Source organism: Microbacterium californiense (assembly GCF_047246625.1).
Classification (GTDB): domain Bacteria; phylum Actinomycetota; class Actinomycetes; order Actinomycetales; family Microbacteriaceae; genus Microbacterium.
On sequence record NZ_JBFOKQ010000001.1, the window covers coordinates 581,888 to 597,301 of the forward strand.

Annotated in this window: 13 protein-coding genes; 3 read left to right on the forward strand and 10 right to left on the reverse strand. The window is 68.7% G+C overall.

All coding sequences use genetic code 11. The features are described 5' to 3' along the window. Nucleotides 1-53 precede the first annotated feature (53 nt). The gene (locus AB3M82_RS02860) at nt 54-1,145 is read right to left on the reverse strand and encodes a UDP-N-acetylglucosamine 2-epimerase (protein ID WP_412955474.1); all 1,092 of its coding nucleotides are present in this window, start codon (nt 1,143-1,145) and stop codon (nt 54-56) included. An 11-nt stretch (nt 1,146-1,156) separates the two neighbouring features. Beyond that, the gene (locus AB3M82_RS02865; protein ID WP_412955475.1) at nt 1,157-2,221 is read right to left on the reverse strand and encodes a glycosyltransferase family 2 protein; all 1,065 of its coding nucleotides are present in this window, start codon (nt 2,219-2,221) and stop codon (nt 1,157-1,159) included. Between the two features lie 181 nt (nt 2,222-2,402). Between AB3M82_RS02865 and AB3M82_RS02870 the strand changes: the two genes are divergently transcribed. Beyond that, a complete protein-coding gene (locus tag AB3M82_RS02870; protein WP_412955476.1) occupies nt 2,403-3,896 on the forward strand; it encodes a DUF2142 domain-containing protein in 1,494 nt (497 codons plus the stop codon). 6 nt (nt 3,897-3,902) lie between these two features. On the opposite strand, the gene AB3M82_RS02875 is transcribed toward AB3M82_RS02870, so the two are convergent. The 8 genes from AB3M82_RS02875 to rfbA form a co-directional block, all read right to left on the reverse strand. Beyond that, a complete protein-coding gene (locus AB3M82_RS02875; RefSeq protein WP_412955477.1) occupies nt 3,903-4,277 on the reverse strand; it encodes a DUF2304 domain-containing protein in 375 nt (124 codons plus the stop codon). Next, nucleotides 4,274-5,002, reverse strand: coding sequence for a glycosyltransferase family 2 protein (locus AB3M82_RS02880; protein WP_412955478.1), 729 nt, complete (start codon nt 5,000-5,002; stop codon nt 4,274-4,276). The genes AB3M82_RS02875 and AB3M82_RS02880 overlap by 4 nt, the downstream gene beginning before the upstream one ends. A 71-nt stretch (nt 5,003-5,073) precedes the next feature. Continuing rightward, nucleotides 5,074-5,946, reverse strand: a complete 873-nt coding sequence (locus AB3M82_RS02885) for a glycosyltransferase family 2 protein (RefSeq protein ID WP_412955479.1) — start codon at nt 5,944-5,946, stop codon at nt 5,074-5,076. Further along, complete coding sequence (locus AB3M82_RS02890; protein WP_412955480.1) at nt 5,943-7,154, reverse strand: ABC transporter ATP-binding protein; 1,212 nt, start codon at nt 7,152-7,154, stop codon at nt 5,943-5,945. Before AB3M82_RS02890 ends, AB3M82_RS02885 begins: the two co-directional genes overlap by 4 nt. A 3-nt stretch (nt 7,155-7,157) precedes the next feature. Further along, complete coding sequence (locus AB3M82_RS02895) at nt 7,158-8,060, reverse strand: ABC transporter permease (RefSeq protein WP_412955481.1); 903 nt, start codon at nt 8,058-8,060, stop codon at nt 7,158-7,160. Nucleotides 8,061-8,134: 74 nt separating this feature from the next. Continuing rightward, on the reverse strand, nt 8,135-10,024 hold the full coding sequence (locus AB3M82_RS02900) for a rhamnan synthesis F family protein (protein WP_412955482.1): 1,890 nt from the start codon (nt 10,022-10,024) through the stop codon (nt 8,135-8,137). Beyond that, nucleotides 10,024-11,967 (reverse strand): rhamnan synthesis F family protein, encoded by a 1,944-nt coding sequence (locus tag AB3M82_RS02905; RefSeq protein WP_412955483.1) that lies wholly within the window; start codon nt 11,965-11,967, stop codon nt 10,024-10,026. Before AB3M82_RS02905 ends, AB3M82_RS02900 begins: the two co-directional genes overlap by 1 nt. An 83-nt stretch (nt 11,968-12,050) precedes the next feature. Then, nucleotides 12,051-12,920, reverse strand: coding sequence for a glucose-1-phosphate thymidylyltransferase RfbA (gene rfbA, locus AB3M82_RS02910; RefSeq protein ID WP_412955484.1), 870 nt, complete (start codon nt 12,918-12,920; stop codon nt 12,051-12,053). A gap of 78 nt (nt 12,921-12,998) precedes the next feature. Here rfbA and rfbB point away from each other — a divergent pair, with 78 nt between their 5' ends. Both rfbB and AB3M82_RS02920 read left to right on the forward strand, forming a co-directional pair. Further along, nucleotides 12,999-13,997: a dTDP-glucose 4,6-dehydratase gene (rfbB, locus tag AB3M82_RS02915; RefSeq protein ID WP_412955485.1), complete on the forward strand. Its 999-nt coding sequence runs from the start codon at nt 12,999-13,001 to the stop codon at nt 13,995-13,997. Continuing rightward, on the forward strand, nt 13,997-15,403 hold the full coding sequence (locus AB3M82_RS02920) for a sugar nucleotide-binding protein (RefSeq protein WP_412955486.1): 1,407 nt from the start codon (nt 13,997-13,999) through the stop codon (nt 15,401-15,403). The genes rfbB and AB3M82_RS02920 overlap by 1 nt, the downstream gene beginning before the upstream one ends. Nucleotides 15,404-15,414 lie beyond the last annotated feature (11 nt).

Here is a 15,414-nt window from a genome sequence, read left to right on the forward strand (position 1 = left end):
GGGCGAGGCGCGTCGCCGCCCGTCCGCGCCGCGTCCGGCGCGTCGTGGTCCGCTCAGGCGGTCGGACGGGGAGCAGGTCGCGCGAGACCGCGGGCGATGAGGTCCTCGACGATGATGTCCGAGGGCGACGCCCCCGGATCCACGTCCGAGACGCGATAGTCGTCGGCATGCGCGAGGAAGTCGGCGACCACGCTCTGGTCCCAGCCGGAGAGGAGGGCGCTGGTGCCGATGCCCTCCCGGCTCTCCGACACCTTGCGATGCACGAGGGTCGGGATGCCGAACACCGCCGCCTCCTGCTGGATCCCGCCGGAATCGGTCACCACGAAGTTCGCCGCGCGCAGCGCCGCGACGAACTCGCTGTGCTCGAGCTTCGGCATGACGGTGAACTTCGTCAGACCCAGGTCGGAGATCGTCTGCTCGATGGCGTCCCGCGAATACGCGTCGACGATCAGGTGCAGCGGGAGCGGGCTGTGGCGGTCCAGCGTCTGCAGCGTCTCGGTGACCAGCGCCGAGTTCGAGATGAACTCGAAGCGGTGCAGCAGCACGAGGCCGTAGGGCTCAGTGACGGCGTCGGTGTCGCGCGCGGCGTCGCGGACCGCATCCTTGGCGGTGTTCCCGTGCGTGAGCACGACGTTCCGCTGCGTGGAGAGGTTGTTCGCCGCCTCCTCGGTCGGGACGTAGTGGATGTGCGCGAACTTGCCGACGATGCGCCGGTCGAGCTCCTCCGGGAAGGGGTGCCTCCAGTTGCCCGACCGCAGGCCGGCTTCGATGTGCGCCACCGGGACCTTGAGGCGGCGGCCGATGAAGGTTCCCAGGACGGTCGTCATCGTGTCGCCGTGCACGACCACCACGGAGCCGGCGGGGAGCGACCTGCGGATACGGCGGATGTTGCCGAACGACCAGCGCGCGACGTCGAACATCCACCCGATCATCTGGACGGGCGACTTCAGCGGCTTCCCGCGGAAGCCGTTGGCGATCACCTCGGTGGGCGCCGGGAAGCCGAGCTCGGGCATCGCCTTGCGCAGCGACTCGGTGTGCTGCTGCGTGACCCAGTGCTGCACCGGAATGCCCTGGCGACCGAGCCGTCGGACCACGGGCGCGATCTTGATGGCTTCGGCGGTGGTTCCGTAGATGAAGATGATCATGAATGCGCCTTTCAGGCCGGGGAGCCGGCGGAACGGGTCCGGTCGGAGAACGCCGACCGGTGGATCACGATGCCCCGCACGAGGCCGCTCCAGAAGGGGACGAGGAAGACGAGGACATAGGTCAGGTAGGCGAGCACGGCCCGGCCCGGGCACCGGTTGATCGCCGCCGGGACCAACGGCGCGAGCAGCCCGAGCACCAGCACCGCCGCCACGCCGAGGGCGACGAGCCCGGCTCCGATCGCCGTCAGCCACACGAGGAGGGCGAGGGCCACGATCGGCGCGGCCGCAGCGACGAGGAGGACGATCGAGCGCAGCAGCGACGTCCCGGCGTAGCTGTCGACGAACAGCGTGCCGCGGTCGAAGGAGTGCTGCACGAAGCCGCGGACGGTCGTCCGGGGGCGGTAGGTCGCCGAGAACCCGGGATCCAGGCGGATGCCGCCGTGCTCCGCGACCCATCGCAGGATCTTCGTGTCGTCCGAGATCAGCTTGGCGTCGCCTTCGGGCCATGCCTGGAGGAACGCCTCGCGCAGAGTCTCCGTGCGCGCGAGGAAGGCGCCGGTGCCCTTGGGTGCGGAGTCGAAGGTCTCGGGCGTCAAGTCGTACGGACGGGGATCGCGCAGGTACCGCCCCCAGAAGACGAACGTGGGCACCTCCCAGAAGCGGCCGACCAGCGGCGACGTCGGATCGGTGTGCACGTGGCCGTTCCAGCCCGCCGGCGCGGGGTCCGCGGCCACGGCCGACAGCAGGTACGACAGGGCGTCGGGCGCGAGGATCACCCTCGAGTCCAGCAGCAGCACGAGGTCGGCGGATGCACGCTCGATGCCGGACCAGCGCGCGAGGAAGCGTCCGCTGTTCTCCTGCCGGACGATCTGCAGGTCGCCCGGGAAGGTCGTCGCCAAGCGCCGCACCACGGCGTCGGAGTCGTCATCGCTGCCGTCGTCGACGACGATGACCTCGACCGCTGCGCCGGCGACCCGCACGGCCTCCGCGAGCGCGTCGATCGTGGACGGCAGCCAGGGGGCCGAGTTGTACGAGGGGATGACGACGCTCAGCGCGCGCTCGCCCGAGCCGCTCACCGCGCAGGCCCCTGCACCGGACGATCTCCGGTCGAGGCGGGCGTGCATCGAAGGGTCCGCGGGGCGCGCGGATAGGATGGGACTCGGTGAAGACGCACCCCCCAAGAATACCCGCGACCGTTCGCACCGCCGAAACCATCGGCGGCATGGCCGCGCGCCCCGAACCGAGGAGCCCTCTGCGATGACCCGCCGGACACGACACATCGTCGCAGCCGTGATCGTCCCCCTCGCCCTGTTCATCGCCTTCGTGGCATGGGGCGTGTCGTCCCCTCAGGGATCGAGTCCCGACGAGGACTACCACATGGGCAGCATCTGGTGCGCCAACGGTCCGATCGAGGGCCGCTGCGAGACCACCGAGTCGGACGCGGTCCGCGTGCTTCCCGAGGATCTCGCCGAGGCGGCGCAGTGCTACGCCTTCCAGCCCGACCAGGCGGCCACCTGTCCCCTCGACGAGGACGCCATGTCGCGCACCCTGCGCGGCGACTGGGTCGACAACGGCTACCCGCCCGTGTTCTACGGCACCATGACGGTCTTCGTGACCGACGACGTCTCCGTCTCCATTCTGATGATGCGCGCGTTCAACGCTCTGTTGTTCGTCGGCACGCTCTGCGCGCTCTTCTTCCTGCTCCCGTTGCGCATGCGGCCGAACCTCGTGTGGTCCGCGCTGATCGGCGTGGTGCCCCTCGGCATGTTCCTGATCCCGAGCGCGAACCCCAGCAGCTGGGCCATCCTCCAGGCGAGCGGGCTGTGGCTCGCTGTCTGGGGCTTCTTCGAGCAGACCGGGCGGCGGAAGGCGGGGCTGGCGGTGCTCTCCACCGCTCTGATGATCTTCGGAGCCGGCTCCCGCAGCGACTCCGCGGCCTACGGCATCGTCGCCCTGGCCGTCGCGATCGTGCTCGCGTTCCGCCCGACCAAGGCGTTCCTCCTGCAGCTGATCCTGCCGGCCTTCCTCGCCGTCATCGCGGCCGCCCTCTTCCTCACCAGCGGCCAGTCGGGCGTGCTGACGAGCGAGAGTCAGACCGGGGACATGCCCTTCGTCTCGCTGCTCTTCTCCAACATCCAGGAGCTCCCCCAGCTCTGGATCGGGTCTCTCGGCCTCTGGGGTCTGGGCTGGCTCGACACCATGATGCCGACCCTCGTCTGGGGCACCGTCTACGGCCTGTTCGCCGCGGTCGTGTTCTGGGGTCTGCGGCACGGCAACGGACGGAAGTGGCTCGCGCTGGCCGGAGTCGTCGCGGCGCTGATCGTCGTGCCTCTCTACATCCTCGTCCGCGAAGGCATCCTGGTCGGCTCGGGAGTGCAGCCGCGCTACGTGTATCCGCTCGTGATCATGCTCGCCGGGGTCGCCCTCGTCGGTATCCGCGACGCGATGCTGGGGCTGAGCCGCATCCAGGCGGGCATCGTCGCGGCGGGCCTGATCGGCGCGAACAGCCTCGCGCTGCACACGAACCTCCGGCGGTACATCACCGGTGCGGACGTGACCGGCCTCAACCTGGACCGGGACATCGAGTGGTGGTGGAACGCCCCGCTCAGCCCGATGGGTGTCTGGATCATCGGCTCGGTCGCGTTCGCCGTCGCGCTCGGCACGCTCGTGTGGTTCGCGTGGTCGAGCATCACCCGCACGACTCCGCGGGCCAGCCTGCGCGACGCGGACCTCTTCGCTGTCAGCCGCTGAGGCGCGTCACTCGTCGCGGGGCGCGCGATCCCGATCGTCGCGCTCGGCGCGCAACGACTCGATCTCGGCCCGGAGGATGGCGACCTCTTCGGCGACCCGCCGCGTCTCGTCCTCCCCCGTCGAGAGCTCCCACGACTGGTGCAGCGTCACCCCGATGAGCAGCGCCAGCGCGGCCACGAAGAGCAGGTTGGCGGGCACCTGCACGCCGAGCACCTCCGAGAGCCAGAACAGCAGGTCGGGGAAGATCGTCAGCACCAGCATCGCGATCCCGATCACGAGCCAGAGGATCGCGTACTTCTCGCGCAGACGGTGGCTCAGCAGCATCCACACGATGATGGCGAGGATGAAGAGCGCGAAGATCACGCCGACGATGACGATCATGCGCCCGCCTCCCAGCGACGGCCGCGCATCAGCGCGAGCCCCAGAGCGAACACCGAGCGGAAGAGGTAGATGGTCGAGCCGATCGGTCCCTGCGACGGACGGCCGAAGTTGCGGGGGCGCATCGCGACCGGCACCTGGGTGACCCTCAGCCCGGCATGCGCCGCGGCGACCAGCGAATCGATCGTGTCGCCGAGGTACTCCGCCGGGTAGTACTTGACGTACTGCGAGATCGCGCGTGCGTTCGCGGCCCGGAAGCCGCTCGTGACGTCCGTCAGACGCGCCTTGGCGACCCGCGACACGACCGAGGCGAGGAAGAGCATGGCCCAACGGCGGGGTCCTCGCACCGAGTAGTCGCCGACATCCGCGAAGCGGGCGCCGATCGAGATGTCGGCGCGTGCGAGTCCGGCGAGCACCTCGGCGATGTTCGCCGGATTGTGCTGCCCGTCGGCATCCACCTGGATGGCCCGTTCGTACCCGTGCCGCTGCGCGAAGGTGAACCCCGTCTTCATCGCGCCGCCCACTCCGAGGTTGAAGGGGAGCACGAGCACGGAGGCCCCGGCCTCACGCGCGACGTCGGCCGTCCGGTCCGTCGACCCGTCGTCGACGACCACCACGTCGTACCCCGGATCCGCCGCGAGGATCTCCCGAACGGTGATCCCCACGTTCGACTCCTCGTTCCACGCGGGAACGATCACCAGCACCCGACCCGACTTCTCCGACATCATCGCCCATCTTATCCGCAACGCTCACCCCGACCCGGGCCGCCTCCTCCTGCCGAAGGCGGCGGGAGCGGAGCTCAGTCGACCTTCGTATCCACCTGACGGAACCGCACGCCGGCGACCAGACCCCGCAGCGCCGCGCGCACCTTGGGACCGCGGTCCCTCTCGCACAGCAGCACCTTGATCCAGGCCTTGGTCGCGTAGGCGGCGTCCTCCCAGAACCATCGGCCGAAACCGTACCGGCGGATCATGATGATGCGGTTCCGGGTCATGTAGTAGTGACGCATCGGCGAGTAGTTCGACAGGTAGATGCGTCGCCCGAGGAAGCGGGATTCGACGGAGGCGCCGAAGCGGTGGTCCAGGACGGTGTCGTACACCTTGACCAGCCGGAGACCCGCCCGAAGGGCGCGGAACGAGATGTCGTGGTCGACGTAGTCGATGAAGAGCCGTTCGTCATGGAGGCCGATGCGCTCGAGCGCGGCACGCGAGAACAGGGCTCCGGACGAGATCAGCGCGGTCTGGTCCCGCACCCCGCTGCGGAGCTCGCCGTCGTACAGGTGACCGGTCTCTTCGGCGCGCAGTGCGGGCCCGGCGATCGCGACCGGGCGGCCCGGGGCGTCGAAGGCGCCGAGCAGTGCCGTGAGCATGCCCTCTGCGACGGTGCTGTCCTGGTCGAAGATCCACACGAAGTCGTGGCCGTCTGCCAGCGCCCGTCGCATCCCGGCGTTGAAGCCGGCCGCGACGCCGACGTTCCGGCCCTGATCGAGGATCGTCACCGCGTCGATCGCGTCGACCACCGCGAGCACCTCGTCCGTCGCCGCGTCCTCCGGAGAGTTGTTCACCACGTAGATGGCATCGGCCTGCTCCGCGAGCTTCGCGACGTTGTCCACGATGCTCGCGGTGGGTCGGTACGCGAGGACGACCGCTGCGACGCGGGCCGTCCCCGTCATTCCTTCTCCGCCGAGGTCACGCTGATCATCCCCGAGACGGTGCCCATGGTCGTGTTGTCGGTGCGCACGCGCAGGGTCGCCCCGCGCATCAGACCGTGACTGCTGGGCTCGCTCACCCCGGCGGCGTTCGCATTGACGAAGTAGTCTCCGGGACCGAACCGCGCGTCCGCGACCCGGAGGTCGACCACCGTGGGACCGGCGATCCGGTCGAGCGTGACGCCGAGGACCTCGGTGTTGGACGCCATGACCATCTGTCCCAGCGGCGTGTCCATGCTGAAGCCGATCTCCCAGCGGTCGATCGGGCGCAGCGTGTCGACGTGCACCCGGATGGTGAAGGGCGCACCCGTGGGCAGCTCCTTCACACTCGCGCCGGCGTCGTCGACCAGCTCGATGCGCTTGACCTGGATCGGGTGGATCGTCTCCTCGGGAGGGGCCTCCCCCACCTCGCGGCCGGCGAGCACGTCGCGCAGACCGTCGACGGCCGCGTTGATGTCGCCGTCGAACACCAGCTCGCCGTGATGCAGCAGGATGCCGCGGTCGCACAACTCCTGGACCTGCTGCGCCGAGTGGCTGACGAGGATGATCGTGCGGCCCTCGTTGCGGAACTGGTGGATCCGATCCATGCACTTGCGCTGGAAGGCCTCGTCGCCGACCGCGAGCACCTCGTCGACGAGGAGGATGTCGGGGTCGGTGTGCACGGCCACGGCGAAGGCGAGCCGCACGTACATCCCCGAGGAATAGAACTTCACGGCGGTGTCGATGAACTCGCCGATGCCGCTGAACTCGAGGATCTCGTCGAATCGGGCGTCGATCTGGCTGCGGCTGAGGCCGAGGATCGCGGCATTGAGGTAGACGTTCTCACGCCCGGAGAGGTCCGGGTGGAAGCCCGCGCCGAGCTCGAGCAGCGCCGCCATGCGTCCGCGCGACTCGACGGTCCCGGTCGTCGGGGCGACGATGCCGCCGATGAGCTTCAGCAGCGTGCTCTTCCCTGACCCGTTCTGGCCGAGGAGTCCGACGGTGGTTCCCGCCTTGATGTCGAGCGAGACCTCGTGGACGGCGGTGAACTCCTCGCGGAACGCCTTGCCGTGCCGCCCGAAGTGGACGATGCGGTCCTTGAGGTTGTTGTCCTTGCGCACCCGGAACTGCTTGCTGATGTTCCTCAGACGGATGATGTCCGGGCGCGATTCGAGGTCGGTGTTGTCGATCATGGCTTACAGCTCCTGCGCGAAGTTGCCCTGCATGCGCGTGAACACGCGATGCGAGATCCAGAGGAACGCCAGGCCGATCACGGCCATGACCAGCATCCGGAGTCCGAGGTTCGCCGGGTAGTCGGCGATGGTGCCGGCGCCCCAGAACGCCCGGTGGAATCCCAGCACACCGATGGTCAGCGGGTTCGCGAGATAGAGGTCGAGCAGCCACGTCGGCAACTGGTACTGGGCGACGATGTCCTTCACCATGTTCCAGGAGTAGACGATCGGCGACGCCCACATCGCGAGCATCATGACGACCTCGGTGAGGTACTGGATGTCGCGCAGATACACGTTGAGCGCCGAGAGCAGCAGCCCCATCGCGACACCCCACACCAGCACCATCCCGAGCGAGGGGAAGAACCAGAGCATGTGGACCGGCGCGGGCAGGCCGTTCAGCAGCAGCGCCGCCACCAGGAGCACGCCGAGCTGCACCAGGAACATGAAGCTCGCCGCCCCGATGCTGCCGAGGGGGAAGATCTCCCTGGGCAGATAGATCTTCTTGACCAGACCGGCGTTGCCGATGATCGAGCCCGTCGCGCCGAAGATGACGTCCGCGAAGAACGTGTACAGCGTGAAGCCGGCGAAGAGGTAGATCGCGAAGTTGTCGATGCCGCGCGCGGCGCCGAGCAGCTGCCCCAGGACGATGTAGTACACCAGGAACTGGACCAGCGGGCGGATCACGGTCCAGAGGAAGCCGAGGAAGCTGTCGCGGTACCGTGCCTGGAGGTCGCGACGGATCAGCAGCATCAGCAGCTCGCGCCGACGGTACAGTTCGCCGACCTTGCCGCCACGTCCGCCGTCGCGGAGGCCGCGGGCATCGATCGTGGTGAACGGCTCGGCGGCGAGCCGAGTGAATCTGTCCACGGTATTCCTTCTCGGGTGTTCGGGTCGCCCCTGAGCCTAGTCTCAGGGCGCGTGTTCGCCGGTTTCGGCGCGCCTCAGCGCCGGCCCGGCAGTCTTCTGCGGAGGCCGCCGACCACGCGCTCGCGGAGGGCGCGCAGCCGCTCCCCCGCACCGGGGTGATTTCGGCGCAGGTACATGCGCGCGAAGTCGCGGAGCTTGCCCTCCCCGACGTGGCCGATGCCGCGGAGGAAGATGATCTGCTCGTAGGTGCGCCCGGGAACGGTCGACGACATCTCGTCGAAGTTGAAGTCGAGCGTCGTGTAGCTGGCGGCGAAGTACTCGGCGTTCGTGATGGTCCGGGTGTGGTAGCCCAGTTCCGCCGCGGCGTAGCTCGGCACGCGCTCGAGCACGTGGGCGAGTCCGCCGTCCTGGTAGGCCTCGGCACCGCCGAAGTCGGAGTACTCCCACGGCTGCTCGACGAGCAGACGCAGCGCCTCGGGCCGGGCGATGAACATCGACCCGTACGGAGCGAGCGGCGAGATGTCGTCGAGCGGCACCATGATGCCCATCCGGGCGGCCAACTTCTCGAACGGCGCCTTGTTCGACCACCAGGCGCGGCCCATCGTCGGGTAGCCGATGTGCACCATCGGCGGATACACGAGGCCGAGTCCGGGCTCCCGCTGGAACAGCGCGAGGACGTTGGCGGTGTACCCCGGGCTCGCCAGGAGGTTCGAGAACTGCTGCTCTTTGAACGCCCGGCCGACGTTGAAGCCGTCCTGCGGGGTCTTCTTCGAGTGGAGCTTGACGACCAGGTCGTAGTCTCCGCTGAGGAGCACGTCCTTACAGCCGACCAGGAACGCGCTCTGATCGCGTCCGTCGTTGGAGGCCACCACGCGGACGTCGACCCGTCGCCCTTCGCGAGGGCGCGCGTCGATGATCGCGCGGATCGCCGCCGCCCGCTCCTCGTCCTGCGTCGTGACGACCAGGTCGTAGGAGGTCGGGAGCGTGTCGACCCGATCCAGCATCTCGTCGGTCATGTCGACGTAGAAGATGTGGAGGATCGCCACCACGCGCGGCGGCTTGGACGCGTCGAATCCCTGGTCCACGTCGGCGAGCACGTCGTTGAGGCCCAGGTCGACGTTGAGGTCCTTGGGAGCCACGTTGCGCGCGAGGTTCGAGTACATGTGCTCGACCGGGTAGCCGTGCGACGCCATGTCCTCAGCGATCCAGCGTCCGATGACGCCGTGCCGGTCGAGGTAGGGAGGCCAGTGGAAGAACGGCCTCCGCTTGACCAGCGGGCAGCCGTCGGCGATCAGCAGATCGGCGTTGAAGAGCGCGGGATGGTCGGTGGGATAGCGCTCGGCGGGGAAGGCCGCCTCGGCCACGAATCCCGCCTCCACGAAGCGCTGGGTGAAGGTCACCTCGTGGTTCAGGACCGCGGCGTAGTAGTCGTCCATGGCGGGGAGCGAGCGCCAGTAGTCGCGCCAGGCCTCGGACTGGAACAGCCGGCGGCGTGCGACGATCCAGAACGACTGCAGGTGGTCCGGGACCACGCCGTGACCGGTCGCCGGGTTCTTCATGCGGACGTTGTCCGTCATGCCCCAGAAGTCGACCTCGCGATCGGCCATGCGCTCGAAAACCGGCGCGTAGGGGCGCACGGGGCCGAACCACGTGTCATTGGTGAGCACGACCTCGTCGAACTCGTCGATCCGGTCGCCGAGGTGCTCGAGCCCGGCCTTGTGGCCCCAGATGTCGAAGCCTTCGTTCGGGCGCACGAGGATGTCGTCGGTGACGGCCTCCAGACGCGTCCGGCCCTCTTCGCTCAACGCGCCGTTGACGACGGCGAGGATGTGATCGGCGTCGTCGCGCAAGCCGCTCAACGCGTACGAGACGTACTCCTCTACCGCTCCGCGGCGATCGAAGATCACGTAGATCACGGCGCGCTTGCTCTCGGCGGTGAGGCTTACCGGGCGCTGGCTCGACATCACTGCATCTCCCCTTCGATCGGCCGTCCCCGGTGCCGGACGGTCCGCACCACGTGCATCCCCCGACGCGCCAGCCCGACGAACGGGCGGACAACGGGCGCGAGGCGCGCCGCAACGCCCGGGTGGTTGAGGCGCATGTACATGCGCGTCATCGCGACGATGCCGCCGGCACCCGCCCATCCGGCGCGGTGCAGCCACTGGATCTGCTCCAGCGGGTATCCGGGCGGCGTGATCGACAGCTGATCGAGCTTGTAGGCGAGGTTGGCGTAGGCGATCCCCGCGTGCTCCTGGTTCAGCACGGTACGGCAGTGGTAGCCCAGCTCGCCGAGCGCCATCGGCACCAGGCGCTCCTGCACCCGGGCGAGGTCGGCTGCGTCCCGCTTGCCGCTCGACGTCACCGCGTAGTCGTCGTACCCGAGACGGTCCTGCAGGAGCAGTCGGAGCGCCTCCGGCCGGCCGACCCACATCCCGCCCATCGGTGCCAGCGGCGTCGCGCCGTCGAAGGGCACCTTGATGCCGAGGCGCTTGCAGATCTCGAGAGCCGGCTCGCGGTACTGCGACCAGCCCCGACCGGCGAGTGTGTAGCCGATGTGCATCATCGGCGGGAAGACCGCTCCGAGACCGGGCTCGCGGGCGAACAGCCCCAGCAGCGCCGAGAACTGACCCGGGCTGGAGATCAGGTTCTCGAGCTGGTAGCGCCGGAAGTAGCGCGCGATGTTCGCGCCGCGCTTGCGCGGGGCGCGGGTGTGGATCTTGACCACGAGGTCGTACTGACCGGACTCCAGGACGTCGCGGCATCCCACGAAGAACGCGCTCATGTCCCGCCCGTCCGAGGACGGGAGCACGCGGATGTCGACGGTCTGCACCATCGGGAGCGGAGTGTCGTCGAGAGCCTGTCGGATGCGGGAGGCGCCGGCCTCGTCGAGGGTGGTGACGACGAGGTCGACGCCGACGGGAAGCAGCGCGAGGCGCCCTGTCAGGTGATCCACCGTCCGGGGATCGGCGCAGTGGGCGAGGACGGCGATCCGGAAGTCGGAGGCCGCCGCCGCCGGACCGTCGGGCAGGACCTCCAGCATCCCCGCGTCCGTGTTCAGCGTCTTGGGCTGGACGTTCTTGGCCAGGTTGCTCCACATCAGCTCGATCGGATACCCGTAGCTCTCCACCACCGCCGCGGTACGGCGCCCGATCACCGCGTGGCGGTCGAGGAACGGCGGGTAGTGGAAGAACGGGCGCCGCTTGATCAGCGGGCATCCGTCGGCGAGGAGGAGGTCGGCGTTGAAGAGCGCCGGATGCTCGGTGGGATAGTCCTCGGACGCGAAGGCGACGGCGGCGGAGTACCCGCGATCCTGGAAGTGCTTGGTGAACTGCGTCTCGTGCTTGAGCACCGCGTCGAAGTACGACGGCATCTCCGGCAGATCCCGCCAGTAGGCGTGCCACTCCGGGGAGAGGAACATCTCCTTGCGCACAGCGATCCAGAAGGACTGGAGGTGGTACGGCAGCTCGCCCTCGTTGGTGAACTTGTTCAGGGGCTCCCACTCGTGATCGGTCATGCCCCAGAAGTGCACGTCCTGCGCGTTCATCCGGTCGAAGACGGGAGCATACGGCTGCACGGGGCCGAACCACGTGTCGTTGGTCAGCAGCACCTCGTCGAACTCGGCGATACGGTCGCCGATGTGCGCGAGACCCTCCTTGTGCGCCCAGATGTCGAACCCGTCGTTGGAGCGCACGAGGATGTCGTCGGTCACGGTCTCGAGCAGCGCGCGACCCGCGTCGTCCAGCGACCCGTTCACCACGGCGAGGATGTGCGCGGCGTCGTCGCGCATGCCCTCCAGCGCGTACCGCACGAAGTCCTCGACCGTGCCCCGGCGGTCGTACACGACGTAGATGACGAGACGGCGCCCGCCGTCCGGGAATCTCGCTGGTTTCTGCCCCGGCGTCGTCATCTGATCCCTTCACCGCCCCCGATCGGAGGGCACAACTCATCGACCGCGCGGAGCGCGATGCCTCTGGACTCGGTCGAGCCTAGTCAGCGTCCCTGGGCGAGCGCCTTGAGGAGGTACTCGCCGTAGCCGCTCTTGCGCAGCGGCTCGGCGAGGCGCCGGAGCTCGTCGTCGGTGAGGAAGCCCATGCGCCAGGCGACCTCCTCCGGGCAGCCGATGGACAGCCCCTGACGCTTCTCGACCGTGCGGATGAAGTCGGTCGCCTCTGCCAGGGAGTCGAACGTCCCGGTGTCGAGCCAGGCCGTGCCGCGCGTGAGCAGCTGGACCTTCAGCTTGCCCCGGTCGAGGTACTCGCGATTGACGTCCGTGATCTCCAGCTCGCCGCGGGGCGAGGGCTTCAGCGCCTTCGCGATCTCGATCACGTCGTTGTCGTAGAAATACAGACCGGGTACGGCGTAGTTGCTCTTCGGCTGGGCCGGCTTCTCCTCGAGGGAGACGACCTTGCCCGCGTCGTCGAACTCGACAACGCCGTAGGCGGTGGCGTCGTCGACCCAGTATCCGAACACCACGCCGCCGTCGAGGTCGGTGTACTGACGCAGCTGCGTGCCCATCCCCTGGCCGTAGAAGATGTTGTCGCCGAGCACCAGCGCCGCCGAGTCGGAGCCGATGTGCTCCTCGCCGAGGATGAACGCCTGCGCGAGTCCGTCCGGCGAGGGCTGCGTCTTGTACGTGATGGAGACGCCGAAGCGGGATCCGTCGCCGAGGAGACGCTGGAACGACTCCGCATCGTGCGGCGTGGTGATCATCAGGATGTCGCGGATGCCGGCGAGGATCAGCGTCGACAGGGGGTAGTAGATCATCGGCTTGTCGTAGACCGGGACCAGCTGCTTGGAGACGCCGAGAGTGATCGGGTGCAGCCGGGAGCCAGTGCCGCCGGCGAGAATGATGCCACGCATGGGTAACAGTCTCCCTGATCGCGCTCACCTGGACAAACGCCGGGGTTCGGCTCCGACGCACCCGGTACGCTGGTTCCCATGCAGAGACTGCTCGTCACCGGCGGCGCCGGCTTCATCGGTTCCAACTTCGTGCACCACGTCATCGCGAACACCGATTCCCACGTCACCGTGCTGGACAAGCTGACCTACGCGGGCAACCGCGCCTCTCTGGAGGGCCTCCCCGCCGACCGCGTGCGCTTCGTGGAGGGCGACATCGCAGACGCCGAACTCGTCGACGGGCTGTTCGCGGACGTCGACGCGGTCGTGCACTACGCGGCCGAGTCCCACAACGACAACTCGCTGCACGACCCGCGGCCGTTCCTCGACACCAACATCATCGGGACGTACACGCTGCTCGAGGCGGCCCGCCGACACGACCGCCGCTTCCACCACATCTCCACCGACGAGGTGTACGGCGACCTCGAGCTCGACGACCCCGAGCGGTTCACCGAGTCGACCCCCTACAACCCGTCCTCCCCGTACTCGTCGACGAAGGCGGGAAGCGACCTGCTCGTGCGCGCCTGGGTGCGTTCGTTCGGCGTCCGGGCGACCATCTCGAACTGCTCGAACAACTACGGCCCCTACCAGCACGTCGAGAAGTTCATCCCGCGGCAGATCACGAACGTCATCCGCGGCATCCGCCCCAAGCTGTACGGCGCGGGCCAGAACGTCCGCGACTGGATCCACGCGGACGACCACTCCTCGGCGGTGCTCACGATCCTCGACAAGGGCGAGATCGGCGAGACCTACCTCATCGGCGCCGACGGCGAGAAGGACAACAAGTCCGTCGTGGAGCTGATCCTGACCGAGATGGGACAGCCGGCCGACGCCTACGACCACGTCACGGACCGTGCGGGCCACGATCTTCGCTACGCGATCGACTCGACCAAGCTCCGCACCGAGCTGGGGTGGGCCCCGAAGTTCGGAGACTTCGAGTCGGGCCTCGCCTCGACCATCCAGTGGTACCGCGAGAACGAGTCGTGGTGGGCGCCGTCGAAGGACGCCACCGAATCGTTCTACGCCTCCAAGGGCCAGTGATGACGGAGTTCGGCAAGTCGCTGACCATCACCGAGACCCCCATCCCGGGCCTGCTGGTCGCCGAACTCCCCGTGCACGGCGACGCGCGCGGGTGGTTCAAGGAGAACTGGCAGCGCGAGAAGATGCTCGCCGCCGGGCTTCCGGATTTCGGACCGGTCCAGAACAACATCTCGTTCAACGACGCGGCGGGGACGACCCGCGGCATCCACGCCGAGCCGTGGGACAAGTGGGTCTCGGTCGCGACCGGACGCATCTTCGGCGCCTGGGTCGACCTGCGCGAGGGCCCCACGTTCGGCACCGTCTTCACGACCGAGCTGGACCCGTCGCGCGCGATCTTCGTGCCGCGCGGGGTGGGCAACTCCTACCAGACGCTGGAGCCCGACACCGCCTACACGTATCTCGTGAACGACCACTGGTCGGCGGATGCCGAGTACTCCTTCCTCAACCTGGCCGACGAGACCGCCGCGATCGCCTGGCCGATCCCCCTGGCCGACGTCGAGATCTCGGCGAAGGACCTCGCGCACCCGCGCCTCGCCGACGTGACGCCCATCCCGCCGAAGAAGACGCTGGTCATCGGCGCGAACGGCCAGCTGGGCCGTGCCCTGCGCGACGCCTTCGGGGACTCCCCCGAGTTCGAGTACGCGGGCCGGGCCGAGATCGACCTGGCCGACCCGTCGTTCGTCGACTCGCGCCGGTGGCGCGACTACGCCACGATCGTCAACGCGGCGGCGTACACCGCCGTCGACCTCGCCGAGACGCCGGAAGGCCGCGCGGATGCGTGGGCGGCGAACGTGACCGGGGTCGCCGCACTCGCACGGGTCGCCACCGAGCACGGCATCACCCTCGTCCACGTCTCCAGCGACTACGTCTTCGACGGCACGAAGGACGGCGCGTACACCGAGGACGACGCCGTACGCCCCCTGGGCGTGTACGGGCAGACGAAGGCCGCCGGAGACGCCGTCGTCGCCACCGTGCCGCGGCACTACATCATCCGCACCTCCTGGGTGATCGGCGAGGGCAAGAACTTCGTGCGCACCATGGCCTCCCTGGCGGACCGCGGCATCGACCCGGCCGTCGTAGACGACCAGACCGGCCGGCTCACCTTCACCACCGACATCGCCGGCGCCGTGCGCCATCTCCTCCGGGAGCGCAGCCCCTACGGCATCTACAACGTCAGCTCCGCCGGCGATCCTCTGACCTGGGCCGCACTGGCGCAGCGCGTGTTCGCCGCGACCGGCCACGACCCCGAGCGCGTGTCGGGCGTCAGCACGGACGCGTACTTCGCCTCCGCAGCCGGCCCCGTGGCCCCGCGTCCGGCGAACAGCGTGCTCAGCCTCGACAAGATCACCGCGGCCGGGTTCACGCCGTCTTCTATGCTGGAATCGCTCGCCGCGTACCTCGGCTGAAGAACGCGGGG